The organism is Luteimonas yindakuii (assembly GCF_004803715.2).
Taxonomy (GTDB): domain Bacteria; phylum Pseudomonadota; class Gammaproteobacteria; order Xanthomonadales; family Xanthomonadaceae; genus Luteimonas; species Luteimonas yindakuii.
Genome location: NZ_CP039383.2, coordinates 2,309,235 through 2,332,636, shown reverse-complemented (window position 1 = coordinate 2,332,636; position 23,402 = coordinate 2,309,235). Strand labels below are relative to the sequence as shown.

Here is a 23,402-nt window from a genome sequence, read left to right as displayed (position 1 = left end):
ACGCGACGCCGCCGGGGACGGAGTTCCGGCACGGACCATCCGCAGTCCAGGTTCCAACGCCATGACGGCGCCAACGCAACCCACAGACCCAACATTCAGACCTGAAGGATCCGACCCATGCGCCACCAGAAAGCCGGCCGCAAGTTCAACCGCACCAGCGCCCATCGCGAGGCGATGTTCAAGAACATGGCGGCATCGCTGTTCAAGAACGAACTGATCAAGACCACCCTGCCCAAGGCCAAGGAACTGCGCCGCATCGCCGAGCCGCTGATCACCATGGCCAAGGTGGATGGCGTTGCCAACCGCCGCCTCGCCTTCGCGCGCCTGCGCGACAAGGAAGCGGTGGGCAAGCTGTTCGTCGAGCTGGGCCCGCGCTACCAGGCCCGTCCGGGCGGTTACCTGCGCATCCTGAAGTGCGGTTTCCGCGCCGGTGACAACGCGCCGATGGCGTACGTCGAACTGGTCGACCGCCCGCAGGCGGGTGCCGTCGCCGACGCGGAGTGATGCAGGCCTCCGCCTGCTGACTGCTGAAAAACCCCGGTCCCGACCGGGGTTTTTTGTTATGGTGCGGCGCTTCCTCGCTGGCGGCCTCCGCCGCGCACGCGCGTCCCCGCCAACAGGGCAACCATGGCCATCAATCCTTTCGCCTGGTCGTTCCGGGCCCAGTTCCTCGCCGCATCCGCGGTGTGCTTTGCACTGGTCGGATTCGCGATCTTCTCGCAGCTGCAATGGGGTCTGGACCCCTGCCCACTGTGCATCTTCCAGCGGTTCGCCTTCATCGCCCTCGGCATCGTGCTGCTGGCGGGTGGCCTGGCCGCGCCGCGGCGTCCGGCCTGGCGCCGGGTCTGGGCGGTGCTCGCCGTGGCCGCTGCTGCCGTGGGCGCGGCAATCGCCGGCCGCCATACCTGGCTGCAGCTCAATCCGCCGGAAATCCCCGCCTGCGGGCCGCCGTTCGAGTTCCTGCGCGACACCCTGTCCACCACCAGCCTGATCCGCCGCGTCATGACCGGCACCGGCGATTGCGGCAACGTCGACTGGACCTTCCTGGGCCTGTCGATGCCGGCGTGGAGCCTGCTGTGGTTCGTCCTGCTGGCGGCGTGGGTGCTGTACGCCGCCTTGCGGCGCAGCTCCCGGCGAAATTGACGCGCTGCCGCGCTCTGGCATCATGGGTGTCCATGTAAGACGGACCTCCGATGTCTCCCCCCGAACGCAACCTGATGCCGGTGCAGCTGGCTGACGACTGGCAGCCCGACAGCTGGCGTGCGCGCCCGGGCCTGCAGATGCCCCGCTATGCCGATGCCGAGGCGCTCGCCGTCGTACAGGAGGAGCTGCGCGCCCTGCCGCCACTGGTGACGTCGTGGGAAATCCTCGCCCTCAAGCAGCAGATCGCCGAGGCCCAGGACGGCAAGCGCTTCCTGCTGCAGGGTGGCGAGTGCGCGGAGAATTTCGCCGACTGCACCTCGGAGGTCATCTCCAACCGGCTCAAGGTGCTGCTGCAGATGAGCCTGGTGCTGGTGCATGGCCTGCGCCTGCCGGTGGTGCGCGTGGGTCGCTTCGCCGGCCAGTACGCCAAGCCGCGCTCGACCGATACGGAAACGCGCGACGGGGTGACGCTGCCGAGCTATCGCGGCGACATGATCAACGGCCCGGCGTTCACCACGCAGGACCGCGCGCCCGATCCGCGGCGCATGGTGAAGGCACACGCGCGCTCCGCGCTGACGATGAACTTCACCCGCTCGCTGATCGACGGCGGATTCGCCGACCTGCACCACCCCGAATACTGGAACCTCGGCTGGATGGGGCATTCGCCGCTGGCCGCCGAATACCAGCACATGGTCGCGAGCATCGGCGACGCCGTGCGCTTCATGGAGACGCTGTCGGGCAGCGAGGTCCACAACCTCAATCGCGTCGACTTCTACACCTCGCACGAAGCGCTGTTGCTGCCGTACGAGGAAGCGTTCACCCGCCAGGTGCCGCGGCAGTGGGGCTGGTTCAACCTCAGCACGCACTTCCCATGGATCGGCATGCGCACCGCCGCGCTTGATGGTGCCCACGTCGAATACTTCCGCGGCATCCGCAATCCGATCGCGGTGAAGGTCGGGCCAACCGTGACCCCCGACCAGCTGATGCGGCTGATCGACGTGCTCAACCCGCATGACGAACCCGGCCGGCTGGGGCTGATCCATCGCATGGGCGATCGCGAGATCGCGGACAAGCTGCCGCCGCTGCTGGATGCAGTGAAGCGCGAGGGCCGGCGCGTGCTGTGGATCTGCGATGCGATGCACGGCAATACCGAATCGACCAGCAACGGCTACAAGACCCGTCGCTTCGAACGCATCCGCAACGAGCTCGAGCAGGCCTTCGACCTGCACGCGGCCGCCGGCACCCGATTGGGTGGTGTCCATCTCGAGTTGACCGGCGAGGACGTTACCGAATGCATCGGTGGCGCGCGCGAGCTCACCGAAGTCGACCTCGGCCGTGCGTACCGTTCAGCGGTGGATCCGCGGTTGAACTACGAGCAGGCGCTGGAAATCGCGATCGCCATCGTGCGCAAGCAGGGCTCGCTGGCGCAGCCGATCGTGCGCTGAGTCAATCCGGCTGCGACGCGCAGCTGCGCCGGGCCATCGACCCTGCGTCGACGGACGCGCAAGCATGATTCGCGGTTGATCCGCCGCGGAATCCTGCATGCCTGACTACGACTGGGACCTTGTTGCCGCGACCGCATGGCCGGTCGTGGTCGCGCTTGCGATCGGCCTGGTCGTGCGCCGGCTGCTGCTTGCCGCGGCGCGGCGGGCACGTGCGCGTGCCGACCGCGCATGGGCGCGCATCTTCGCCGCGATCGCGGCACCGGCGGCCCTTGCGTTGCCATTGCTGTTCCTCAGCCTTGCCGTCGCCGCGACCCCGTTGCCGGCCGAGTGGATCGCGCGCATCCAGCACCTGCTCGGTGTGGGAGGGGCGGCCTGCGTGACCTGGGCGCTGGTGCGGGGTGTCGGTGCCATCGAACGCCGGATCGTCGCGCGGCACCCCGTCGACGTGGCCGACAACCTGCACGCCCGACGCATCCAGACCCAGACCCGGGTGATCGGCCGCGCGGTGCAGATCGGCATCATGCTGGTCGGCCTGGCGCTGATCCTGATGACGTTCCCGACCATCCGCCAGGTCGGTGCGGGCCCTGCTGGCATCGGCCGGCCTGCTCGGTGTCGTCGCGGGCTTCGCCGCGCGGCCGGTGTTCGGCAACCTCATTGCCGGCCTGCAGATCGCCATCACCCAGCCGATCCGCCTCGACGACGTGGTGATCGTGGAAGGCGAGTGGGGCCGCATCGAGGAAATCACCAGTGCCTACGTGGTGGTGCGGATCTGGGACCAGCGCCGGCTGGTGGTGCCGTTGCAGTGGTTCATCGAGAACCCGTTCCAGAACTGGACGCGCACCAGCGCGGAGATCCTCGGGCCGGTGTTCGTCTGGCTCGACCACGGCACCCCGCTGCAGGCGGTGCGCGATGAATTGCAGCGGATCTGCGAATCAGACCCGCGCTGGGACGGCCGCGTCTGCGTGGTGCATGTCGACGACCTGCTGCCGGATGCGATGAAGGTGCGGCTGCTGGTGAGCGCACGCAATTCCGGCGACGACTACGACCTGCGCGCCGCGGTGCGCGAACGGATGATGGAGTTCCTGCGTCGCGAACACCCGCAGGCGCTGGCGCGGCGGCGCACCGAGCTGGGCGGCTCACTGGCGATGGCGCGTAGCGACCGGGACGCCCACGGGCCTGCGGAGGAGGGAGCGGCCGGTGGCGACGACACTGCAGGCTCGCCGCATGCGTCGCCTGCGCCCTAGCGCGGATGGTCAGCCGGGCAGGGCGCGCATGCGCCGCAGGCAGTCGCGGCCAAGGACCCAGACCACGGCGAGGTTGACCGCCAGCACGATGGCCGGCAGCCAGCCGGGATGGCGCCAGAGCTCGCACACCTCGATCGGCACGTACATCGCCGCGCCGATGCAGCCCAGCCAGGACGCCCATCCCCGCGCACGCCACAGGCCCCAGGCTTCGATGAAGCGCAGCACGGCGTAGACCAGCAGTACCGCCAGCACCAGATCGAGGGTGCCGCCGTCGAGGGCGCGCGCGAGCCAGGCGACGCGGTCGCCGTCCAGTGGCGCGCCGATGCCCGCGGCCACCGATTCCACGCCCTGTTGCAACCGCGGCGCGCCGAACCAGCCGAGCGCGCCGGCGGCGAGCAGGGCGACCACACCCTTGCCGGCCTCGAACACCGCCACCGCGCGCAACTGCGTCGCCGGCGATGCCGGTGTCGTGCCAGCGCCCACTTCCACCGACGATCCGGCACCCATCATGCCTCCGGTCCGGAATACGGGCAGGGCGGTTCCGCAAGCGGCCACCAGTGCAGGTTGTCGTAGCCACCGTGCGCCGTGCGTGCGATCGACAGGCTTCCCAGGCAGGCATCGATTGGCAACGGCAGCAGGCCCGGCGCCTCCGGCAGGCCCTGGTCGTGTTGTCCGCGCGGGAAATAGGCCAGGGTGACGTGCGGCATCGGCTGCCGCGGTTCCGGCGCATGCCCGCAGGCCACCGCAACGGCCTCCAGGTCGGCGAACAGCGTGTCCAGTGCGGGCGACGGCGCGGGCCGTGCCACGAATACCGCCGCCGCCGGCCAGATTTCAACGCGTTCCAGCTGGAGTGCCTGCCGCGGCGCGCGCGCGGCCACGGCGGCAAGTGCGGCGTAGAGCCGGGCCGGGTCCTCCGGCAAACCCTCGGCCAGGTAGCGCAGCGTCATGTGCAGCTGCGCGCGCCGGCGCACCTGCAGCGGCGGCATCGCCGGGAACGCCCCGGGCAATGCCGCGCACAGTGCCTCCAGCGCATCGAGCGTGTCGGCATCCGGCAGCCAGGCGATGAAGTCACTCACGGCCGTGGCGCCGCGATCAGGCGGCGCGGCTGGCGCGCTTGCGCTCGACCTCGGAGCGGTGCTTCTTGCGCAGGCGGATCGCCTTCGGCGTGACTTCGACCAGCTCGTCGTCGTCGATGAACTCGAGCGCCTGCTCCAGCGAGAACTTGATCGCCGGGATCAGGCCTTCGTCGTCGTCCTTGCCCGAGGCGCGGAAGTTCGTCAGCTGCTTGCCACGCAGGGCATTGACGGTGAGGTCGTTGTCCTTGGCGTTGATGCCGACGATCTGGCCCTCGTAGATCTCCTCGCCCGGCTCGATGAACAACCGGCCGCGTTCCTGCATCGCCATCTGCGCGTACGCAGGCGACGGGCCGGTGCCGTTGGAGATCAGCACGCCGTTGTTGCGCTGGCCGATGTCGCCATCGGCCTTCGGGCCGTAATGGTCGAACACGTGGAAGAGCAGGCCGGTACCGGCGGTCAGCGTCTTGAACTCGGTCTGGAAGCCGATCAGGCCGCGCGCCGGGATGATGTAGTCCAGGCGCACGCGACCCTTGCCGTCGGGTTCCATGTTCTGCAGCAGCGCCTTGCGCTCGCCAAGGCGGCCCATGACGCCGCCCTGGAACTGCTCGTCCATGTCGACGACCAGCGCCTCGTAGGGCTCTTCGATCCTGCCATCGACCTCGCGGACGATGACTTCCGGACGTGACACCGCGAGCTCGTAGCCTTCGCGCCGCATGTTCTCGATCAGGATCGACAGGTGCAGCTCGCCGCGGCCGCTGACCTTGAATTTGTCGGCATCGGCGGTGTCCTCGACCTTCAGCGCGACGTTGTGCGCGGTCTCGCGGGTGAGGCGGTCGCGCAGCTGGCGGCTGGTGAGGAACTTGCCGCCGGAGCGGTCCTTGACGCCGGCGAAGGGCGAGTCGTTGACCTGGAAGGTCATCGAGATGGTGGGCTCGTCGACCTTGAGCACCGGCAGCTGTTCGACCGTGGACGGATCGCACAGGGTGTCGGAGATGCCCAGGCCCTCGATGCCCGAGAACGCGATGATGTCGCCGGCCTGCGCCTCGGCCACCTCGACGCGCTCCAGCCCCATGAAGCCGAGCACCTGCAGCACTTTGGCATTGCGGCGGCTGCCATCGGCGGCGACCACGGTCACCTGCTGGTTGGTCTTCACCTTGCCGCGCTGGATGCGGCCGATGCCGATCACGCCGACGTAGTTGTTGTAGTCCAGCGAGGTCACGCGCATCTGGAACGGGCCGTCCGGATCGACGGGCGGTACCGGCACGTGCTCGCAGATGGCCTCGAACAGCGGGGTCATGTCGCCGCTGCGCACGTCTTCGGTCAGCCCCGCATAACCCTGCAGGCCGGATGCGTAGACGGTGTGGAAGTCGAGCTGGTCGTCGTTGGCACCGAGGCGGTCGAACAGGTCGAAGGTCTGGTCAAGCACCCAGCTCGGGCGCGCGCCCGGGCGGTCGACCTTGTTGACCACCACGATCGGCTTGAAGCCCATCGCGAAGGCCTTCTGGGTCACGAAGCGGGTCTGCGGCATCGGCCCGTCCATCGCATCGACCAGCACCAGCACCGAGTCGACCATCGACAGCACGCGCTCGACCTCGCCGCCGAAGTCGGCGTGGCCGGGGGTGTCGACGATGTTGATGCGCCAGACTTCTCCGGTCTGCGGATGGGTCCAGCGGATCGCGGTGTTCTTCGAGAGGATGGTGATGCCACGCTCCTTCTCGATGTCGCCGCTGTCCATCACCCGGTCGGGAACGACCGCGCGCTCGTCCAGGGTTCCGGACGACTTCAGCAGCTGGTCGACGAGGGTGGTCTTGCCGTGGTCGACGTGGGCGACGATGGCGATGTTGCGCAAGCGTTCGATGGACATATGGCGGGCACAGTGGAGCGGGCGCCGTTGCGGGGCAGGGCGCGGGGCTCGTGGGAGGGAAGCCGGGTATCATATACCGGCAGTGCCGTCGATGCTGCAGGGCGTCCCGATGGCGGCATTCATCTTTCACCCGGGCGCGGCCAGCGCCGCCGTCCCTCGCCACCCCACCGAAGGAATCCTCCCATGTCCCTCCACGCTCTGTTCGATACCGACCGCGGCCAGATCAAGGTCGAGCTGCTGCCTGAAAAGGCGCCGCTCACCGTCGCCAACTTCGTCAACCTCGTCCGTCGCGGGTTCTACGATGGCCTCTCGTTCCACCGCGTCATCGCCGACTTCATGATCCAGGGCGGTTGCCCCGAAGGCAGCGGTCGCGGTGGCCCCGGCTACCGTTTCGAGGACGAGACCGACAACGGCGTGAAGCACGACCGCGGCGTGCTTTCCATGGCGAATGCCGGCCCGAACACCAACGGCAGCCAGTTCTTCATCACCCACATCAAGACCGACTGGCTGGACGGCAAGCACACCGTGTTCGGCAAGGTCGTGGAAGGCCTGGACGTGGTCGATGCGGTGAAGCAGGGCGACGCCATCAAGTCGGTGAAGATCGACGGCGATGCCGACGCTGCGCTGGCGGCGAAGGCCGACCGCGTGGCCGAGTGGAACAAGATCCTCGCCGCCTGAGTGCGCCGGTCCGGCCGGGCGTCCCCGCCCCGCCGGATGTTAAAATCGCCGGCCCGCGGCACCCGCCGCGGCTGGCTTCCAGGGCCCCCGATGCCGCAGCCGATTCCGTCCATCGCCACCCGCCCATGTGCGCACCACGCACGTGCGGGCGCATCGCGGGCCGCGCGCCCGCTGCGGGGCTGATCGGTGCGCTGGCCGGTGCTGCTGCTGTTGCTCGCCGCGGCCGGCGCCTGGCACCACTTCCAGGGCGATGCGGAACCCGCATTGCACCCTGATGATCCACGCATCACCACCGGCGACGACCGCATCGTGATGTTGGCCGCCGAATGGTGCGGCTACTGCCGCAAGCAACAGGGTGACTTCGAGCGTGCCAGCGTGCGCTACCGCGTGCTCGACGTCGACACGCCGGAAGGCGACCGCGCGATGCAGGCGATGGGCGTGCGCGGCGTGCCGACCACCATCATCGGCCAGCAGGTCGTGCACGGCTACGACACCACCGAGCTCGATCGCGGCCTCACCCGACTCGGCTACCGCGTGTACTGACGCGCGCGCCCGTTTTTCGACTGCAACTCCCCACTGCAACCAGAGGATTCCCACGCAATGAAGACCCCCGTCCGAGTCGCCGTCACCGGGGCCGCAGGCCAGATCGGCTACGCACTGCTGTTCCGCATCGCCTCCGGCGAAATGCTGGGCAAGGATCAGCCGGTCATCCTGCAGATGCTCGAACTGCCCATGGAGAAGGCCCAGGCCGCACTCAAGGGCGTGATGATGGAACTCGAGGACTGCGCATTCCCGCTGCTGGCCGGCATGGTCGGCACCGATGATCCGGAAGTCGCGTTCAAGGATGCCGACATCGCCCTGCTGGTCGGCGCGCGTCCGCGCGGCCCGGGCATGGAGCGCAAGGACCTGCTGCTGGAGAACGCGAAGATCTTCACGGCGCAGGGCGCGGCGCTGAACAAGGTCGCCTCGCGCGACGTCAAGGTGCTGGTGGTCGGCAATCCGGCCAATACCAACGCCTACATCGCGATGAAATCGGCGCCGGACCTGAAGCCGCAGAACTTCACCGCGATGCTGCGCCTCGACCACAACCGCGCGCTGAGCCAGCTCGCCACGAAGCTCGGCAAGCCGGTCGGCGGCATCGAGAAGCTCGTCGTGTGGGGCAACCACAGCCCGACCATGTATCCCGACTACCGCTTCGCCACCGCCGACGGTGCGTCGATCGCCGATGCGATCAACGACCAGGAGTGGAATGCCAACACCTTCGTGCCGACGGTCGGCAAGCGCGGCGCGGCGATCATCGAGGCGCGCGGGCTGTCGTCGGCCGCGTCGGCCGCCAATGCCGCCATCGACCACGTCCGCGACTGGGTGCTGGGCTCGAACGGCAGGTGGGTGACGATGGGCGTGCCCTCCGACGGCAGCTACGGCATCCCGGAAGGTGTGATGTTCGGTTTCCCGGTGACCACCGAGAACGGCCAGTACACGATCGTCCGTGACCTGCCGATCGACGACTTCAGCCGGACGTACATCGACAGGACGCTGGCCGAGCTCGAGGAAGAGCGCAGCGGCGTGGCGCATCTGCTGGGTTGATGCCGGAGCAGCCGGCTCGGTGCCGGCGACGGAGCACAGGAGGACAGCGGCGAATGCCGCTGTCCTTTTTTGTATTCGCCGCGGGCGGGTCCCCATGGGAGTCCAAGGCCTGTCGCGGCCGCAGGGGAATGCCCAGCCGGCCGAAGTCCGCGTCCAGCTCCCACGGCCGTCGCCGGTCATCCATGGCCGGCTCCGGGCATCCCCTTGCGCCCCCGACGGGCAACGCGCATCGCAACGGAGCGCACTTCACGGGCGCTGGAACACGTCATCCGCATCCGGCTCCCGCGCAAGCTTCGGATGCCGGGAAGTAAGACGAAGGTCGAGCTACGGACCGTGTAGCGGCGGACTATTCTCGGCAATCGAACTCCGCCGGATCGCGCCATGGATTACGAAGAGGTCTACCGCCGCTCCATTGACGAGCCGGAAGCGTTCTGGGCCGAGGAAGCGAAGCGCATCCACTGGCAGGTGCCGCCGCAGCAGATCCTCGACTACTCGAACCCGCCATTCCGGCGCTGGTTCGTCGGTGGCCGGACCAACCTCTGCTACAACGCCGTCGACCGCCACCTCGAGGAACGCGGTGACCAGCTTGCGCTGGTGGTGGTGTCCACCGAAACCGGCGTCACACGCGAGATCACCTACCGCGAACTGCATCGCGAAGTGAACGCGTTCGCGGCCGTGCTGCAGCGGCTTGACGTGGCGCGTGGCGACCGCGTCGTCATCTATATGCCGAACATGGCCGAGGCCGTATTCGCGATGCTCGCCTGCGCGCGTATCGGTGCCGTGCATTCGGTGGTCTTCGGTGGTTTCGCCGCGCACAACCTTGCGCTGCGCATCGACGATGCCGAACCCCAACTGCTGATCACCGCGGATGCCGGCAGTCGCGGCAGCCGGGTGATCCCGTACAAGCCGCTGGTCGACGAGGCCTGCGCGCGCGCCAAATCGCCGCCGCCGAACGTGCTGATCGTCTCGCGTGGCCTGCACGACGCACAGCCGCGCATCGATGGACGAGACGTGGACTACGCGACCCTGCGCGCGGAGGTCGGCGACGCCGACGTGCCGGTCGAATGGCTCGAGTCCAACGAGCCCAGCTACCTGCTCTACACCTCCGGCACCACCGGCAAGCCGAAGGGCGTGCAGCGCGATGTCGGCGGCTACGCGGTCGCGATGGCGCAATCGATGCGCACGATCTTCGACTGCGCACCGGGCCAGGTGATGTTCTCCACCTCCGATGTCGGCTGGGCGGTCGGGCATTCGTACAACGTCTACGCACCGCTGATCGGCGGTTGCACCTCGGTGCTGTACGAGGGGCTTCCGGTCAATCCCGACCCGGGCATCTGGTGGTCGCTGTGCGAGAAGTACGGCGTGCGCACGCTGTTCTCCTCGCCGACCGCGATCCGCGTGCTGAAGAAGCACGACGTCAGCCACATCCGCGACCACAATCTGTCGCAGCTCGCCTATCTGTTCCTCGCCGGCGAACCGCTGGACGAGCCCACGGCGACGTGGATCAGCGAGGCGCTCGGCAAGCCCGTCATCGACAACTACTGGCAGACCGAAACCGGCTGGCCGGCGCTCACCCTATTGCCGGGCCTGGACATGCGGCCGGTCAGGTTCGGTTCGCCCGGGTTTCCCAACCTCGGCTACCGGATGAAGGTCATCGACGAAGGCACCGGCGAAACCGTCGGCCCCAACCAGAAGGGCGTGCTGGTGATCGAGCCCCCGCTGCCGCCGGGCTGCATGAGCACCATCTGGCGCGATGACCGCCGCTTCATCGACAGCTACTTCAGCCATTTCAACGAACTGCTCTACAGCTCGCTCGACTGGGCGATCCGCGACGACGACGGCTACACCTTCATCCTGGGGCGCACCGACGACGTCATCAACGTGGCGGGCCACCGGCTGGGCACGCGCGAGATCGAGGAAGTGGTGTCGTCGTGCCCGGCGGTGGCCGAGGCGGCGGTGATCGGCGTTGCCGACGAACTCAAGGGCCAGGTGCCGATCGTGTTCGCCACCCTGCGCGACATGGCCGCGGACGCCGGCGCGCGGGACCAGGCCGCGCGCGACATGCAGCGCGCAGTGGACGCATCGCTCGGCGCGGTGGCGCGGCCGTCACGCGTCTACATCGTCAATGCATTGCCGAAGACGCGCTCGGGCAAGCTGCTGCGACGCTCACTGCAGGCGCTGGCGCAGGGCCAGGATCCGGGCGACCTGTCCACGCTGGATGATCCGGGCGCGCTGGACGAGGTCCGGCGCGCGCTGGCCGGCAGCGATCCCGCGTAGGAGCGGCGCATCGCCCCGAGGTGGTGCGGTGGGAGGTCAGCGGGGCAACAGCCGCGGCCGTGATCGTGGCCATGGGCCGCGCCTACGGGTTGGCCCTGGCGTCCACCGCCGGTTCGACACCGGTATAGCGGGCGCGCGGGCGGATCAGGCGACCGTCGGCCTGCTGTTCGAGCGCATGTGCCAACCAGCCGGTGACACGCCCGGCGGCGAACAGCACCAGGGCCGGCGTCGCCGGAAGCCCATGCACATGGCAGATCGCCGCCAGCAGGAGGTCGATGTTCGGCCGCTCGCCGCTGACCTCCTCGGCCGCGACGATGATCGCGTCGAGTTCCCCCATCGCGGTGGTGTCGGCGGCGCCCGCGCGCAGCAGCCGCAGCAGCTCGGCCGCGCGCGGATCGCCCTCCGGATAGAGCGCATGGCCGAAGCCGGGCAGGTCGTCGCCGCGCTGCCAGCGCCCGGCGATCACCGCGACCGGATCAGCGGCGCGGGCTTCGGCGATCAAAGCGTAGGCACGCGCGGTCGCGCCGCCATGGCGCGGGCCGGACAGCGCGGCCAGTCCTGCACAGGCAGTGGCGTGCAGGTGTGCGCCGGTGGACGCCACCACGCGTGCGGCGAACGCGGACACGTTGAGTTCGTGGTCGGCGCACAGCACCAGCGCGGCACGCACCAGTTCCGCGAATGCGGCGTCGCCGGGTCGCCAGGCCTGTGCGAGTTGCTGGTGCACGGGGCCCGAGGTCCGGTCGGCGGCCACCAGCAGTGCGGAGACATCGCGCAGCAGGCCGGCGGCGATCTCGTGGCGCGCGCGCGGCGCGGCGCTGAAGGCGCCCACGGTATCGAGCGCGAGCAGGGGCAGCGCGGCCATCGTGCGTTCCAGCGGCGGCAGCTGTGTCGCGCGCGCGAGCTGCGCGGCATCCTCCGGCCACGGCGCGGTGGCCAGCCGCGCGAACGGATCGTCGGCACCGCAGTCCCACAGCAGCCGCGCGATGTCCTCGAGGGCCGCACCCGCACGCACGGCTTCCACTGCCGAATGCCCGCGGTAGTAGGGGCTGTCGGCACGGATCAGCGAGATCCGCGTTTCCAGCACCGGCAATCCGCGGTCCAGGCTCTGCGCCGCACCCTGCGCGGCACCGCGACCGCTGCGCTTGCGCCCGGCAAGGCGCTCGACGTCCTGCCGCAGGTAGACCCGGCTGCGATGGTCGGCTCCGGGGCGCGAACGCAGCAGCCCGCGGCTGACATAGGCGTACAACGTGGCCTGGCTGATCCCGAGCAGCGCGCAGGCGTCGCGCGCGGTCAGCAGGTCGGGCGGTATGTCAGTGGCGTCAGTGGGCATGGCATTGGACAGGTTGATCAACCTGATCAAGATTGATCAACCGGTCCGGAACTGCAAGAGTGGCGTGCATGGCGGGGCCTCCCGCCACTCCCGCCGGCACCGCCGGCACGACTGGAGTTTTCGATGAGCCATCCGTCCGCCGGCGCCCCCGCTTCCCCGGGTGCACGGTTCCGCGCCGCCCTTGCCGCCGAGTCGCCGCTGCAGGTAATCGGGGCGATCAACGCCAACCATGCCCTGCTGGCGCAGCGCGCCGGGTTCCGCGCGATCTATCTGTCCGGAGGCGGCGTCGCCGCCGGTTCGCTCGGCCTGCCCGACCTCGGCATCAACACCCTCGAGGACGTGCTGATCGACACCCGCCGCATCACCGATGTCTGCGAGCTGCCGCTGCTGGTCGATATCGACACCGGCTTCGGCGCCAGCGCGTTCAACATCGAACGCACGGTGAAGTCGCTGATCAAGGCGGGCGCCGCCGCCTGCCATATCGAGGACCAGGTCGGCGCCAAGCGCTGCGGCCATCGCCCCGGCAAGGAGATCGTGTCGCAGGGCGAGATGGCCGACCGGGTCAAGGCGGCCGCCGATGCGAAGACCGATCCGGACTTCTTCCTGATCGCGCGCACCGATGCGATCGCGGTGGAAGGCGTGGATGCGGCGATCGAACGCGCATTGGCCTGCGTCGAGGCCGGCGCCGACGGCATCTTCGCCGAGGCTGCGTACGACCTCGACACCTACCGTCGCTTCGTCGACGCGGTGAAGGTACCGGTGCTGGCCAACATCACCGAGTTCGGCAAGACCCCGCTGTTCACCCGCGACGAGCTGGCTGCCGCCGGCGTGGCGATCCAGCTGTTCCCGCTGTCGGCGTTCCGCGCCGCCAACAAGGCCGCCGAAGCGGTGTACACCGCGGTGCGCCGCGACGGCCACCAGCAGTCGGTTGTGGATGCAATGCAGACCCGCGAGGAACTCTACGATCGCATCGGCTACCACGCGTTCGAGCAGCGGCTGGATGCGCAGTTCGCGTCGAAGAAATGATCCTCGCCGCGGATTCCGCTGATGGATGCGGATCGGCAAGAACGGACTGAAGCTTTTAATCCGTGTTGATCCGCGGGAATCCGTGGCAACACGCTCTAGAACGGAGAACAGACATGAGCGAGACCCCTGCCCCGGCTTTCAAGCCGAAGAAGTCCGTGGCCCTGTCCGGCACACCGGCCGGCAATACCGCCCTGTGCACGGTCGGCCGCACCGGCAACGACCTGCACTACCGCGGCTACGACATCCTCGATTTCGCCACCACCAGCGAGTTCGAGGAGATCGCCCACCTGCTGGTGCATGGCAAGCTGCCCAATGCCGCCGAGCTGCGCGCGTACAAGGCCAAGCTGAAGTCGCTGCGCGGGATCCCGGCGGCGGTCAAGGCCGCGCTGGAGGAACTGCCGCCCTCGGCGCATCCGATGGACGTGATGCGCACCGGCGTGTCGGTGCTGGGCTGCGTCACGCCGGAGAAGGACGACCACAACCACCCCGGAGCGCGCGACATCGCCGACAGGCTGATGGCCTCGCTGGGTTCGATGCTGCTGTACTGGTACCACTGGAGCCACAATGGCCGGGTCATCGACGTCGAGACCGACGACGACTCCATCGGCGGGCACTTCCTGCACCTGTTGCACGGCGAGCCGCCACCGGCCAGCTGGGTGCGCGCGATGCACACCTCGCTGATCCTCTACGCCGAGCACGAGTTCAACGCGTCGACGTTCACCGCGCGCGTCATTGCCGGCACCGGCAGCGACATGTATTCGTGCATCGCCGGTGCGATCGGCGCGTTGCGCGGCCCCAAGCACGGCGGCGCCAACGAGGTCGCGTTCGAGGTGCAGCAGCGCTACGACTCGCCCGACGAGGCGGAAGCCGACATCAAGGCGCGCGTGGAGCGCAAGGAAGTGGTGATCGGCTTCGGCCATCCGGTCTACACCACCGGCGACCCCCGCAACGACGTCATCAAGAAGGTGGCGAAGGACCTGTCGGAAGAGCAGGGCAGCATGAAGATGTACGACATCGCCGAACGCCTGGAGACGGTGATGTGGGACATCAAGAAGATGTTCCCCAACCTCGACTGGTTCAGCGCGGTCAGCTACCACATGATGGGCGTGCCGACGGCGATGTTCACCCCGCTGTTCGTCATGGCCCGCACCAGCGGCTGGAGCGCGCACGTGATCGAACAGCGCATCGACGGCAAGATCATCCGCCCGAGCGCGAACTACACCGGCCCCGAGAACCTCGAGTTCGTGCCGCTCGACAGGCGCGGCTGAGCCGGGCACACACATCAACGCAGACAGGCTGCGCATTGCGCGGCCTGTTTCGTTAACTCACCGGGACACCCGAGCGCCGCGGATGGACGCGGCTCGTCAGCCCTTCGCAGCGGCAGCGGTGGCCGAGGCGCCCGCGCGCTGGCGCGGGGTCAGCCGTTGCACGCGCAGGAAGGTGTGGTCGCCGATCTGCGCCACCTGGTAGGCATTGCGCCAGCTCGGGCTGGCGATCGCATGCGCCATGAAATGGCTGGCACCCGGCACGATTTCGGTGCGCTCGCCGGGCGGCAGCGACCAGTTGCGCTCCGCGTCGAGGGCGATGGTGACCGCCTGCGACCAGGCCTCGACATTGTTCAGCCGCGTCCGCGGGGACACGATGGTCGGGGCGAACTGCTTGCGCGCGGTGACCACCTCGCACATCGACTCGCCCCACAGCCCGCTGTCCTGTCGCCGCAGGGCGACCTCGGCCACGGCCTTCTGGCCGCGCTCGGACTGGTTGCGGGCTTCCAGATAGACGGTCGTGCTCAGGCACAACGAATCGGCGGCGGGCTGGGGAAGAATCGAGGCCAGCCAGAGAATCCAGCTCAGTTGCATGTCCGGTCCTTGCTCCGTTGCGCCGGCCGGCGGCGTCATCCCCGGATGGGAACGGCGGTCGCAGCGGTTTCCGGCATGGCGATAGGCACGTCCGGCATCAGCCGGGACGCTCGCGAGGGATTCGCGACAAGGGCAGCGGGCTCTGCGGCACGCTTCTGCCCGGGCACCGATGTCGCCGAACGCGACCCGGGCCGGTTCCGGGGCGGGATGGCTCCGGAAGGTGGGCGCACGGTAAGAGCGCGAATCGCAACCGTTCCTGAATGGGCGACTTCTTTTAGGGTTGCCCTGTTCAGGTATTTCGAGCTAGGCGCGTGATGCCTGTGCGGCAGCGCGGATGCGGGTCACAGCGTCGCCGCGAGCCGCGTGCCCTGTGCGATTGCCCGCTTTGCATCGAGCGCCGCGGCAACGTCCGCGCCCCCGATCACATGCACCCTGGCCGTACGTCCGGCCAGTGTGTTCTGCAGCGGGCGGTGCGGTTCCTGGCCCGCGCAGACCACCACGTGGTCGACCGGCAGCAGCTGCTCCACGCCATCGATGCGGACATGGAAGCCGTCATCGTCGACACGCAGGTATTCGACGCCGCCATGCATGCGCACCTGCAACGCCTTGAGCGCGGCACGGTGGATCCAGCCGGTGGTCTTTCCCAGGCGGGCACCGGGCCTGCCGGGGCTGCGCTGCAGCAGCCACAGCGCACGGGCGGGTGCTGGCGGCTGCGGCGGTTGCAGCCCGCCGGGCCGTTCGAAGGTCGGATCGATGCCCCATTCGCGCATCCAGCGCTGCGGGTCGAGGGTGGCCGACGCGCCGGCATGGGCGAGGAACTCGGCCACATCGAAGCCGATGCCACCAGCGCCCACGATCGCCACCCGCGCCCCGGGCACCACCCGCCCCTGGATCACGTCGGCATAGCCGACCACCTTCGGGTGGTCGTGGCCGGGGAAATCCACTGCCCGTGGCCGCACCCCGGTCGCCAGCACCACCTCGTCGAAGCCGTCGAGCGTGCCGGGGTCGGCGACGGTGGACAGGCGCAGGTCCACACCGGTCTCCGCGATGCGATGCCCGAACCAGCGCACGGTTTCGTCGAACTCCTCCTTGCCGGGAATGCGCCGTGCGAGGTTGAACTGCCCGCCGATGGCGTCCGCGGCCTCGAACAGGGTCACGTGATGACCCCGCTCGGCCGCCACCGTGGCGCAGGCCAGGCCCGCGGGTCCGGCGCCGACCACGGCGATGCGCTTCGCCGTCGTGGTCGGCACCCAGTTGAGCTCCGTTTCGGCGCAGGCACGCGGGTTCACCAGACAGCTCACCGTGCGATTGGCGAACACATGGTCCAGGCAGGCCTGGTTGCAGGCGATGCAGGTATTGATCGCGTGCGGGCGACCGCTCCGGGCCTTGTCCACCCATTGCGGGTCGGCCAGCAATGGCCGCGCCATCGACACCATGTCGGCGCCACCGGCGGCGAGGATGGCCTCGGCCACGTCCGGCGTGTTGATGCGGTTGGTTGCCACCAGCGGCAGCTGCACGTGCGGACGCAGCTTGGCGGTGACGCCTGCAAACGCGGCGCGCGGCACCGAAGTGGCGATCGTCGGAATCCGCGATTCGTGCCAGCCGATGCCGGTGTTGAGGATGGTCGCCCCGGCGGCCTCGATCGCACGGGCCTGCTCGACGATCTCGTTCCAGGCCGAGCCATCCGGCACCAGCTCGAGCATCGACAAGCGGTAGATCAGGATGAAGTCCGGGCCGCAGGCTTCGCGGATCCGCGCCACCACCTCGGTGGCCAGACGCAGGCGCCGGCGCAGGTCGCCACCCCAGGCATCGTCGCGGCGGTTGGTGCGCGCGCTGGCGAAGGTGTTGATCAGATAGCCTTCCGAGCCCATCACCTCGACGCCGTCGTAGCCGGCATCCCGCGCCAGCCGCGCGGCACGCACATAGGCGCGGATGGTGCCCTCCACGCCGCGGGCACCCAGCGCGCGTGGGGTGAACGGATTGATCGGCGCCTTCACTTTCGACGGCGCGACCTGCAGCGGGTGATAGGCGTAGCGGCCGGCATGCAGCAGCTGCAGGCAGATCCTGGCGTCCTCCGCATGCACCGCATCGGTGACCAGGCGATGCCGGCGCAGCTGGCCGCGCCAGACCAGGCTGCCGGCGAACGGCTTCAGCCAGCCCTCGATGTTCGGCGCGTAGCCGCCGGTGATGATCAGGCCGACGCCGCCGGCGGCACGTTCGGCGAAATACGCGGCAAGGCGCGGCGCATCGCGTGCGCGATCCTCCAGCCCGGTGTGCATCGATCCCATCAGCACCCGGTTGCGCAGGGTGGTGAAGCCGAGGTCGAGCGGAGCGAACAGGTGCGGGTAGTGCGGTGCCGCGGCAGCGGCGTCCTGGCGGGCGGGCATCGCGAGATACGCTTGCGTATGGATCGGCGAGGATGCCGGTTCACGCACCGCGACGCAACGCGACGGGTTACCAGCCGGCGACGACGAGCTTGCCGATGCTGCGCCCGCTCTCCAGCCGCTGATGCGCCTCGCACAGGGTGGTCGCGGAGATCGGCGACAGCGTCTCCGTCAGCGTGCCGCGCAGGCGCCCTGCGTCCACCAGTTCCGCAACGCGCGCGAGGATGCGCCCCTGTTCGGCGATATCGCGGGTGCCGAAGCGCGACCGCGCGAACATGAATTCCCAATGGATGCCGATGCATTTCGCCTTGTAGGGATCACCGATGCGCAGCGGTCCCGCGGGTTCCACGATCAGGCCCACATGTCCCTGGGGGGCGAGCAGCTCACCCAGCGCGTCCCAGTAGCGATCGGTATCGGCGAGGTTGAGCGCGACGTCGACCGCATCGAAGCCCAGCGCCTGCAGCCCGGACTGCAGCGGCTGGCGATGATCGATCACGTGATGGGCGCCGAGTTCGTGGCACCAGGCCTGGGTCTCCGGCCGCGACGCGGTGGCGATGACCCGGAATCCGGCGAGCCGGCCGAGCTGGATCGCCATCGAGCCGACACCGCCGGCGGCGCCGATCACCAGCAACGTGCGGCCGGTGCCGCCGCCCTCGATCGAGAACGGCATGCGCTGGAACATGAGCTCCCACGCCGTCAGTGCAGTCAGCGGCAGGGCGGCCGCCTGCGCCGCATCCATCGATGCGGGCGCGCGCGCGACGATGCGCGCATCGACCAGCTGGTATTCGGCATTGCTGCCGGGGCGGGTGACGTCGCCGGCGTAGTAGACGCGGTCGCCCGGAGCGAAGCCGCGCACGTCGCCGCCCACCGCATCGACGACGCCGGCGGCGTCATAGCCCAGCACACGATGGTCGGCACCGGCGGGCAGCGGGGCGCGCCGCAGCTTGGTATCGACCGGATTCACCGACACCGCTTCGACGCGCACGCGCAGATCGCCCGGACCCGGCGCGGGCAGCGGCAGCTCGCGCTCCTCGAGCGCGCGCGGATCGTCGGCAGGACGCGGCCCGGTGGTCACGATGGCTTTCATGGCATCGACTCCTCGAAGGGTGGGAAGACAGGCGGCCGTGGTCACGGCGCCCACGGCACCGCGGTGCCGGACACGATGATGCCGCCCGAGTGCGGGATGTCGACGACCAGAAGGCCCGGCCGACCCATCGCCTCGCCCTGGCGGATACGGATGCGTACCGGCGCCTCGATCAATCCGGCATCGCGCAGGTAACCGCCCAGTGCCGCGGCGGCCGCGCCGGTGGCCGGATCCTCCACCACGCCGCCAACCGGGAACGGGTTGCGCGCATGGAAGAGGTCCGCGCGCTCGCGCCACACCAGCTGCAGCGTGGTGAGGCCGTCATCGAGCATGAGTGCCTTCAGTCGCTGGAAGTCGTATGCCAGCGATGCGAGCCGCGCCGCCTCGCGCACCGCGAGCACCAGATGCCAAGCGCCGGCATAGGCGCGTGCGGGAGCGATGGCCGGGTCGAGTTCGGCGTGCGTCCATCCCAGCGCAGCGAGCGCGGCATCGACGAGTGTCGCCGAAGCGGCTGCATGGCGGGGCGTGACGGACACCAGCGCGGCCATGCGCACGCCATCGCGCACTTCGACCGTGACCGGTACCTCGCCCGCCGGCGTCGCCAGCAGGTAACGGCCATCGCCGCAGGTCTCGCCCAGCACCGCGCCCGCGGCAATGGTGGCGTGGCCGCAGAACGGAACTTCCGCTTCGGGGCTGAAATACCGCGCGATGCGCTCATGGCCGGTGCCGGCGATGAACACGGTCTCCGAGAAGCCGACCTCGCTGGCGATGCGTTGCATCGTCGCTGCCGTGGGCAAGGTGTCGCCGAACCACACGCCCGCCGGATTGCCGCCTGCAGGATCCGTGGCAAAGGCGACATAGCGGTGCAGCGTTGCACTCATCGGAGTTTCCCTCGGGACTGCTGCGGCACACGGAGTGGTGTCGACAGTCTGCCGTGCTGCGCACTTGTCGAGCACCGCACGTGCCGAGGTTCCGTCACGGCAAATCGCCCGTATGGCAACGCGCGACAACGCGCATCATCACGACTGCCTGCACGCTTCCATCGTCGTGCGCGTGAAAAGTCTGCCGTGTTCCGTCGCTGACTGTGGCGGGAGGGTCCGGAGTTGCCGCAGATTGGCACTCGGCAACTGTTATGCTAGCGTTAACGGCGTCTTCACAGGCCTGACTCTAGGCTACGCCGGCGATGATTGCCTGACGCGATCTCGACGGAATCTCAACAAACGCCGTAATGCTTTCCCCCTTGATCAAGGAGCTGAACGAATGAATAAGAAACTCCTCTGTGCCGCGCTGCTCGGCGGCCTGGGCCTGGCGCACTCTGCCAGTGCGCAGGAGTTCGACGATCGCTGGTATCTGACTGGCTCCGTCGGCTACAACTTCCAGGACGACGACCGCCGCACCAGCGACGCCCCGTTCGGTACCATCGGCCTGGGCAAGTTCATCAGCCCGAACTGGTCGGTCGACGGTGAGATCAACTACCAGAACCCGGGCCTGCGCAGCGCCAGCTCGGTCCAGGGTTCGAACCCGGATCTGAACTGGAGCCAGTACGGCATCTCGTTCGACTTCCGTTACCACTGGCTGCAGGACGGCCGCACCTGGAACCCCTACGCGCTGTTCGGCGTGGGCTACCAGCGCAGCGAGGAAGAGTTCGACAACTTCCCGAGCCCGGATTCGCCGGGTGAGCGCGAAGACGGCAACTTTGCCGCCAAGGTCGGCCTCGGTCTGCAGGGCACCTTCACCAACCGCGTTGCGGTCCGTGCCGAAGTCGCGCTGCGTGGCGATTTCGACGACAGCAGCTACGCCGCCAGCGGCTCGCAGGACTGGGCGGGCTACCCGCACAACCAGTCGGAGAGCTACTTCACCGACCTGCTGGCTTCGGTCGGCGTCGTGATTCCGCTGGGCCCGCCGCCGGTCGCTCCGATCGTCGCTCCGCCGCCGGCTCCGGTCGACAACTGCGCCGACCGCGACACCGACGGTGACGGCGTCAACGACTGCGACGACCGCTGCCCGAACACCCCGGCAGGCACCACGGTCGGTCCGGATGGCTGCCCGGTTCCGGTCACCATCGACCTGCGTGGCGTGAACTTTGACTTCGACCGTTCCACCCTGCGCCCGGACGCCGTCGCCATCCTCAACGAGGCGATCGAAATCCTGCGCCGTTACCCGGACCTCCGTGTTGAAGTCGCCGGCCACACCGACGCCGTCGGTACCGACGCCTACAACCAGAGCCTGTCGGAGCGCCGCGCGCGCGCCGTGTACGACCACATCACCGGCGCCGGCATCGCTGCCAGCCGCCTGGTGGGCCCGACCGGTTACGGCGAGAGCCGCCCGATCGCGCCGAACACCAACCCGGATGGTTCGGACAATCCGGAAGGTCGTGCGCGCAACCGCCGTACCGAGCTGAACGTCCAGAACTGAGGACGCGCTCGAGTTGAACCAGAAAGCCCGGCCCTGGCCGGGCTTTCTGCTTTTCGGCGTGGGAAGGAGCATAGTGGCCGCGCGCGGTGCGGCGATACAGCGATGCTGGAGACGCGCCCACCGGCACACTCAGCTGAATACGTCTTTTCAGAACAAAGACTTGCGACACCTACTTCAAGCTGATTAAACTCCACCGCACTTTCGTCGGGGATCCACCATGTACAAGGCCATCGCCACGTTGCTGCTTGCGACAGCCCCAGTCCTGTCCTTCGCGTCGGACTGCGCGATTTCCCTGCCGGCATCGGCGACACCGCTGCCGGCAACGGTCCTCACCGCGGTATCCCCGGAGCTGGTGGCGCCTGCGTACCGCCCCGGCGCCCATGGCGGCGTGTTGGCCCCCGGCATCGATGCATCGCAGTCGTTGGAGCAGGTCCTGCTGCGGATCCAGCTCGAAGGCTGCCCGAACCTCAGCGCCTCGACGACGGCGGTCGACCCGAACGACCCTTCCGTCTACCAGCCCAAGACCGAGTTCGACAACACCCCCTGGCGCTTCGACATGCAGCAGGAGGGCAAGATGATGACGGCCGACGCGTTCGACGCGTGGATGAAGGCCCGCGGCGTGCGCGTGGCGCGTGGCGTGCAGCCGGCTGCGGTCCCGGCCGCCGACCCGGTGCCAGCCGAAGGTGAGAGCCCCGCACCGGTGCCGACCTCGACCAACTGACCGCTGCCCGCTCAACGAAAAGGCCCGCGCGAGCGGGCCTTCTGCGTTGCAGGGGGGCGGGTGGCTCAGCGGCCGATGACCCCAAGCTCGTGGCCGATGCGGGTGAACGCATCGATCGCGCGATCGAGATGCTCGCGGGTGTGCGCCGCCGAGATCTGCGTGCGGATGCGCGCCTGGCCGTCGGGCACCACCGGGAAGAAGAAACCGATCGCGTAGATGCCTTCCTCGAGCAGGCGCTCGGCGAAACGCTGCGCCAGCGGCGCCTCGTAGAGCATCACCGGGCAGATCGGGTGGTCGCCGGGCTTGAGGTCGAATCCGGCGGCGGTCATCCGCTCGCGGAAGTAGGCGGTGTTGGTGCGCAACTGCTCGCGCAGGCTGCCGGCAGCATCGAGCATCTCGAACGCCTTGATGCCGGCGGCGACCACGTGCGGCGGCAGCGAGTTCGAGAACAGGTACGGGCGCGAACGCTGGCGCAGCAGTTCGATCACCTCGCGCCTGGCGGTGGTGAAGCCGCCGAGCGCGCCGCCCATGGCCTTGCCCAGGGTGCCGGTGTAGATGTCGATCTTCCCGAGCACGCCCTTGACCTCGGCGGAGCCGCGGCCGGTGGCGCCGAGGAAGCCGGTGGCGTGGCATTCGTCGATATGCACCAGCGCGCCGTACTTCGACGCCAGCGCGGTGATCTCGTCGAGCGGGGCGACGAAGCCGTCCATCGAGAACACGCCGTCGGTGGTGATCATGATGGTGCGCGCGCCGTCGGCCCTGGCCTGCTGCAGCTGCTTTTCCAGGTCCGCCATGTCGCAGTTGGCGTAGCGGTAGCGCTTCGCCTTGCACAGGCGCACGCCGTCGATGATCGAAGCATGGTTGAGCGCGTCGGAAATGATCGCGTCCTCGGCGCCCAGGAGCGGCTCGAACAAACCGCCGTTGGCGTCGAAGCAGGCGGCATAGAGGATGGTGTCCTCGGTGCCGAAGAAGTCCGCGATGGTCTTCTCCAGCTGCTTGTGCAGGTCCTGGGTGCCGCAGATGAAGCGCACCGAGGCCATGCCGAAGCCGTGGCTGTCGAGCGCATCCTTGGCGGCGGCGATGACATCGGGGTGGTCGGCCAAGCCCAGGTAGTTGTTGGCGCAGAAGTTCAGCACCGAGCGGCCGTCGGCCAGGGTGATCTCGGCGGATTGCGGGCTGGTGATGATGCGCTCGGCCTTGAACAGCCCGGCCTCGCGGATCTCCTCGAGGGTGGCGGAATAATGCTCGGTCAGCGACATGCGCGGGTCT

20 protein-coding genes and 1 pseudogene are annotated in these 23,402 nt (G+C 68.8%); 12 read left to right on the top strand and 9 right to left on the bottom strand.

Annotated elements, in window-relative coordinates:
• The first annotated feature begins 117 nt into the window (after window positions 1–117).
• The 4 genes and pseudogenes from rplQ to E5843_RS10735 all read left to right on the top strand — a co-directional run bounded on the left by rplQ (window position 118) and on the right by E5843_RS10735 (window position 3,832).
• Window positions 118–504: a 50S ribosomal protein L17 gene (gene rplQ / locus E5843_RS10750; protein WP_134673950.1), complete on the top strand. Its 387-nt coding sequence runs from the start codon at window positions 118–120 to the stop codon at window positions 502–504.
• A gap of 129 nt (window positions 505–633) precedes the next feature.
• Complete coding sequence (locus tag E5843_RS10745) at window positions 634–1,143, top strand: disulfide bond formation protein B (protein WP_136413090.1); 510 nt, start codon at window positions 634–636, stop codon at window positions 1,141–1,143.
• 50 nt (window positions 1,144–1,193) lie between these two features.
• Window positions 1,194–2,588 carry a class II 3-deoxy-7-phosphoheptulonate synthase gene (locus E5843_RS10740; RefSeq protein WP_166432741.1) on the top strand — a complete coding sequence of 465 codons (1,395 nt, stop codon included), beginning with the start codon at window positions 1,194–1,196 and terminating at the stop codon, window positions 2,586–2,588.
• A gap of 97 nt (window positions 2,589–2,685) precedes the next feature.
• Window positions 2,686–3,832 (top strand): annotated as a pseudogene (locus E5843_RS10735) (mechanosensitive ion channel family protein).
• Between the two features lie 9 nt (window positions 3,833–3,841).
• On the opposite strand, the gene E5843_RS10730 reads toward E5843_RS10735, so the two are convergent.
• Genes E5843_RS10730 through typA form a run of 3 tightly spaced genes read right to left on the bottom strand, consistent with a single transcriptional unit; the run spans window position 3,842 to window position 6,772 of the window.
• Window positions 3,842–4,342: a DUF2127 domain-containing protein gene (locus E5843_RS10730; RefSeq protein WP_141065985.1), complete on the bottom strand. Its 501-nt coding sequence runs from the start codon at window positions 4,340–4,342 to the stop codon at window positions 3,842–3,844.
• Window positions 4,339–4,908 carry a 2'-5' RNA ligase family protein gene (locus E5843_RS10725; protein ID WP_141065984.1) on the bottom strand — a complete coding sequence of 190 codons (570 nt, stop codon included), beginning with the start codon at window positions 4,906–4,908 and terminating at the stop codon, window positions 4,339–4,341. Before E5843_RS10725 ends, E5843_RS10730 begins: the two co-directional genes overlap by 4 nt.
• Before the next feature lie 16 nt (window positions 4,909–4,924).
• Window positions 4,925–6,772: a translational GTPase TypA gene (typA, locus tag E5843_RS10720; RefSeq protein WP_136412632.1), complete on the bottom strand. Its 1,848-nt coding sequence runs from the start codon at window positions 6,770–6,772 to the stop codon at window positions 4,925–4,927.
• 183 nt (window positions 6,773–6,955) lie between these two features.
• On the opposite strand from typA, the gene E5843_RS10715 reads away from it, so the two are divergent.
• The 4 genes from E5843_RS10715 (at window position 6,956) to prpE (ending at window position 11,314) form a co-directional block, all read left to right on the top strand.
• Window positions 6,956–7,450: a peptidylprolyl isomerase gene (locus E5843_RS10715; protein WP_134673945.1), complete on the top strand. Its 495-nt coding sequence runs from the start codon at window positions 6,956–6,958 to the stop codon at window positions 7,448–7,450.
• A 186-nt stretch (window positions 7,451–7,636) separates the two neighbouring features.
• Window positions 7,637–7,993, top strand: coding sequence for a glutaredoxin family protein (locus E5843_RS14415; protein WP_243733049.1), 357 nt, complete (start codon window positions 7,637–7,639; stop codon window positions 7,991–7,993).
• A gap of 57 nt (window positions 7,994–8,050) precedes the next feature.
• Complete coding sequence (locus E5843_RS10705; RefSeq protein WP_134673944.1) at window positions 8,051–9,037, top strand: malate dehydrogenase; 987 nt, start codon at window positions 8,051–8,053, stop codon at window positions 9,035–9,037.
• A 381-nt stretch (window positions 9,038–9,418) separates the two neighbouring features.
• Window positions 9,419–11,314: a propionate--CoA ligase gene (prpE, locus tag E5843_RS10700; protein ID WP_136412631.1), complete on the top strand. Its 1,896-nt coding sequence runs from the start codon at window positions 9,419–9,421 to the stop codon at window positions 11,312–11,314.
• 82 nt (window positions 11,315–11,396) lie between these two features.
• Here the strand turns inward: prpE and E5843_RS10695 are convergent, their stop codons facing one another.
• A complete protein-coding gene (locus E5843_RS10695; RefSeq protein ID WP_136412630.1) occupies window positions 11,397–12,644 on the bottom strand; it encodes a citrate synthase family protein in 1,248 nt (415 codons plus the stop codon).
• A 123-nt stretch (window positions 12,645–12,767) separates the two neighbouring features.
• Between E5843_RS10695 and prpB the strand changes: the two genes are divergently transcribed.
• On the top strand, window positions 12,768–13,670 hold the full coding sequence (gene prpB / locus E5843_RS10690; protein ID WP_136412629.1) for a methylisocitrate lyase: 903 nt from the start codon (window positions 12,768–12,770) through the stop codon (window positions 13,668–13,670).
• A 113-nt stretch (window positions 13,671–13,783) separates the two neighbouring features.
• Window positions 13,784–14,938 (top strand): bifunctional 2-methylcitrate synthase/citrate synthase, encoded by a 1,155-nt coding sequence (prpC, locus tag E5843_RS10685; protein WP_136412628.1) that lies wholly within the window; start codon window positions 13,784–13,786, stop codon window positions 14,936–14,938.
• A gap of 96 nt (window positions 14,939–15,034) precedes the next feature.
• On the opposite strand, the gene E5843_RS10680 is transcribed toward prpC, so the two are convergent.
• The 4 genes from E5843_RS10680 to E5843_RS10665 all read right to left on the bottom strand — a co-directional run bounded on the left by E5843_RS10680 (window position 15,035) and on the right by E5843_RS10665 (window position 19,878).
• Window positions 15,035–15,529 (bottom strand): cell wall hydrolase, encoded by a 495-nt coding sequence (locus E5843_RS10680; RefSeq protein WP_136412627.1) that lies wholly within the window; start codon window positions 15,527–15,529, stop codon window positions 15,035–15,037.
• Window positions 15,530–15,870: 341 nt separating this feature from the next.
• The gene (locus E5843_RS10675) at window positions 15,871–17,916 is read right to left on the bottom strand and encodes an NADPH-dependent 2,4-dienoyl-CoA reductase (RefSeq protein ID WP_141065983.1); all 2,046 of its coding nucleotides are present in this window, start codon (window positions 17,914–17,916) and stop codon (window positions 15,871–15,873) included.
• 67 nt (window positions 17,917–17,983) lie between these two features.
• Window positions 17,984–19,000 (bottom strand): zinc-binding alcohol dehydrogenase family protein, encoded by a 1,017-nt coding sequence (locus tag E5843_RS10670; protein WP_141065982.1) that lies wholly within the window; start codon window positions 18,998–19,000, stop codon window positions 17,984–17,986.
• A 41-nt stretch (window positions 19,001–19,041) separates the two neighbouring features.
• The gene (locus tag E5843_RS10665) at window positions 19,042–19,878 is read right to left on the bottom strand and encodes a PhzF family phenazine biosynthesis protein (protein ID WP_136412626.1); all 837 of its coding nucleotides are present in this window, start codon (window positions 19,876–19,878) and stop codon (window positions 19,042–19,044) included.
• Window positions 19,879–20,257: 379 nt separating this feature from the next.
• Here E5843_RS10665 and E5843_RS10660 point away from each other — a divergent pair, with 379 nt between their 5' ends.
• Both E5843_RS10660 and E5843_RS10655 read left to right on the top strand, forming a co-directional pair.
• Window positions 20,258–21,412: an OmpA family protein gene (locus tag E5843_RS10660; protein ID WP_134673935.1), complete on the top strand. Its 1,155-nt coding sequence runs from the start codon at window positions 20,258–20,260 to the stop codon at window positions 21,410–21,412.
• 217 nt (window positions 21,413–21,629) lie between these two features.
• A complete protein-coding gene (locus tag E5843_RS10655) occupies window positions 21,630–22,133 on the top strand; it encodes a hypothetical protein (RefSeq protein ID WP_134673934.1) in 504 nt (167 codons plus the stop codon).
• A gap of 65 nt (window positions 22,134–22,198) precedes the next feature.
• Here E5843_RS10655 and kbl read toward each other — a convergent pair whose 3' ends face one another.
• Window positions 22,199–23,392 (bottom strand): glycine C-acetyltransferase, encoded by a 1,194-nt coding sequence (gene kbl / locus E5843_RS10650; RefSeq protein ID WP_141065981.1) that lies wholly within the window; start codon window positions 23,390–23,392, stop codon window positions 22,199–22,201.
• Window positions 23,393–23,402 lie beyond the last annotated feature (10 nt).

Excerpts from the sequence above, each read along its gene's own strand:
- rplQ (WP_134673950.1), top strand. The coding sequence starts at position 118 with ATGCGCCACCAGAAAGCCGGCCGCAAGTTCAACCGCACCAGCGCCCAT.
- E5843_RS10740 (WP_166432741.1), top strand. The coding sequence starts at position 1,194 with ATGTCTCCCCCCGAACGCAACCTGATGCCGGTGCAGCTGGCTGACGAC.
- E5843_RS10730 (WP_141065985.1), bottom strand. The coding sequence starts at position 4,342 with ATGATGGGTGCCGGATCGTCGGTGGAAGTGGGCGCTGGCACGACACCG.
- typA (WP_136412632.1), bottom strand. The coding sequence starts at position 6,772 with ATGTCCATCGAACGCTTGCGCAACATCGCCATCGTCGCCCACGTCGAC.
- E5843_RS10715 (WP_134673945.1), top strand. The coding sequence starts at position 6,956 with ATGTCCCTCCACGCTCTGTTCGATACCGACCGCGGCCAGATCAAGGTC.
- E5843_RS10705 (WP_134673944.1), top strand. The coding sequence starts at position 8,051 with ATGAAGACCCCCGTCCGAGTCGCCGTCACCGGGGCCGCAGGCCAGATC.
- prpE (WP_136412631.1), top strand. The coding sequence starts at position 9,419 with ATGGATTACGAAGAGGTCTACCGCCGCTCCATTGACGAGCCGGAAGCG.
- E5843_RS10695 (WP_136412630.1), bottom strand. The coding sequence starts at position 12,644 with ATGCCCACTGACGCCACTGACATACCGCCCGACCTGCTGACCGCGCGC.
- prpB (WP_136412629.1), top strand. The coding sequence starts at position 12,768 with ATGAGCCATCCGTCCGCCGGCGCCCCCGCTTCCCCGGGTGCACGGTTC.
- prpC (WP_136412628.1), top strand. The coding sequence starts at position 13,784 with ATGAGCGAGACCCCTGCCCCGGCTTTCAAGCCGAAGAAGTCCGTGGCC.
- E5843_RS10680 (WP_136412627.1), bottom strand. The coding sequence starts at position 15,529 with ATGCAACTGAGCTGGATTCTCTGGCTGGCCTCGATTCTTCCCCAGCCC.
- E5843_RS10675 (WP_141065983.1), bottom strand. The coding sequence starts at position 17,916 with ATGCCCGCCCGCCAGGACGCCGCTGCCGCGGCACCGCACTACCCGCAC.
- E5843_RS10670 (WP_141065982.1), bottom strand. The coding sequence starts at position 19,000 with ATGAAAGCCATCGTGACCACCGGGCCGCGTCCTGCCGACGATCCGCGC.
- E5843_RS10665 (WP_136412626.1), bottom strand. The coding sequence starts at position 19,878 with ATGAGTGCAACGCTGCACCGCTATGTCGCCTTTGCCACGGATCCTGCA.
- E5843_RS10660 (WP_134673935.1), top strand. The coding sequence starts at position 20,258 with ATGAATAAGAAACTCCTCTGTGCCGCGCTGCTCGGCGGCCTGGGCCTG.
- E5843_RS10655 (WP_134673934.1), top strand. The coding sequence starts at position 21,630 with ATGTACAAGGCCATCGCCACGTTGCTGCTTGCGACAGCCCCAGTCCTG.
- kbl (WP_141065981.1), bottom strand. The coding sequence starts at position 23,392 with ATGTCGCTGACCGAGCATTATTCCGCCACCCTCGAGGAGATCCGCGAG.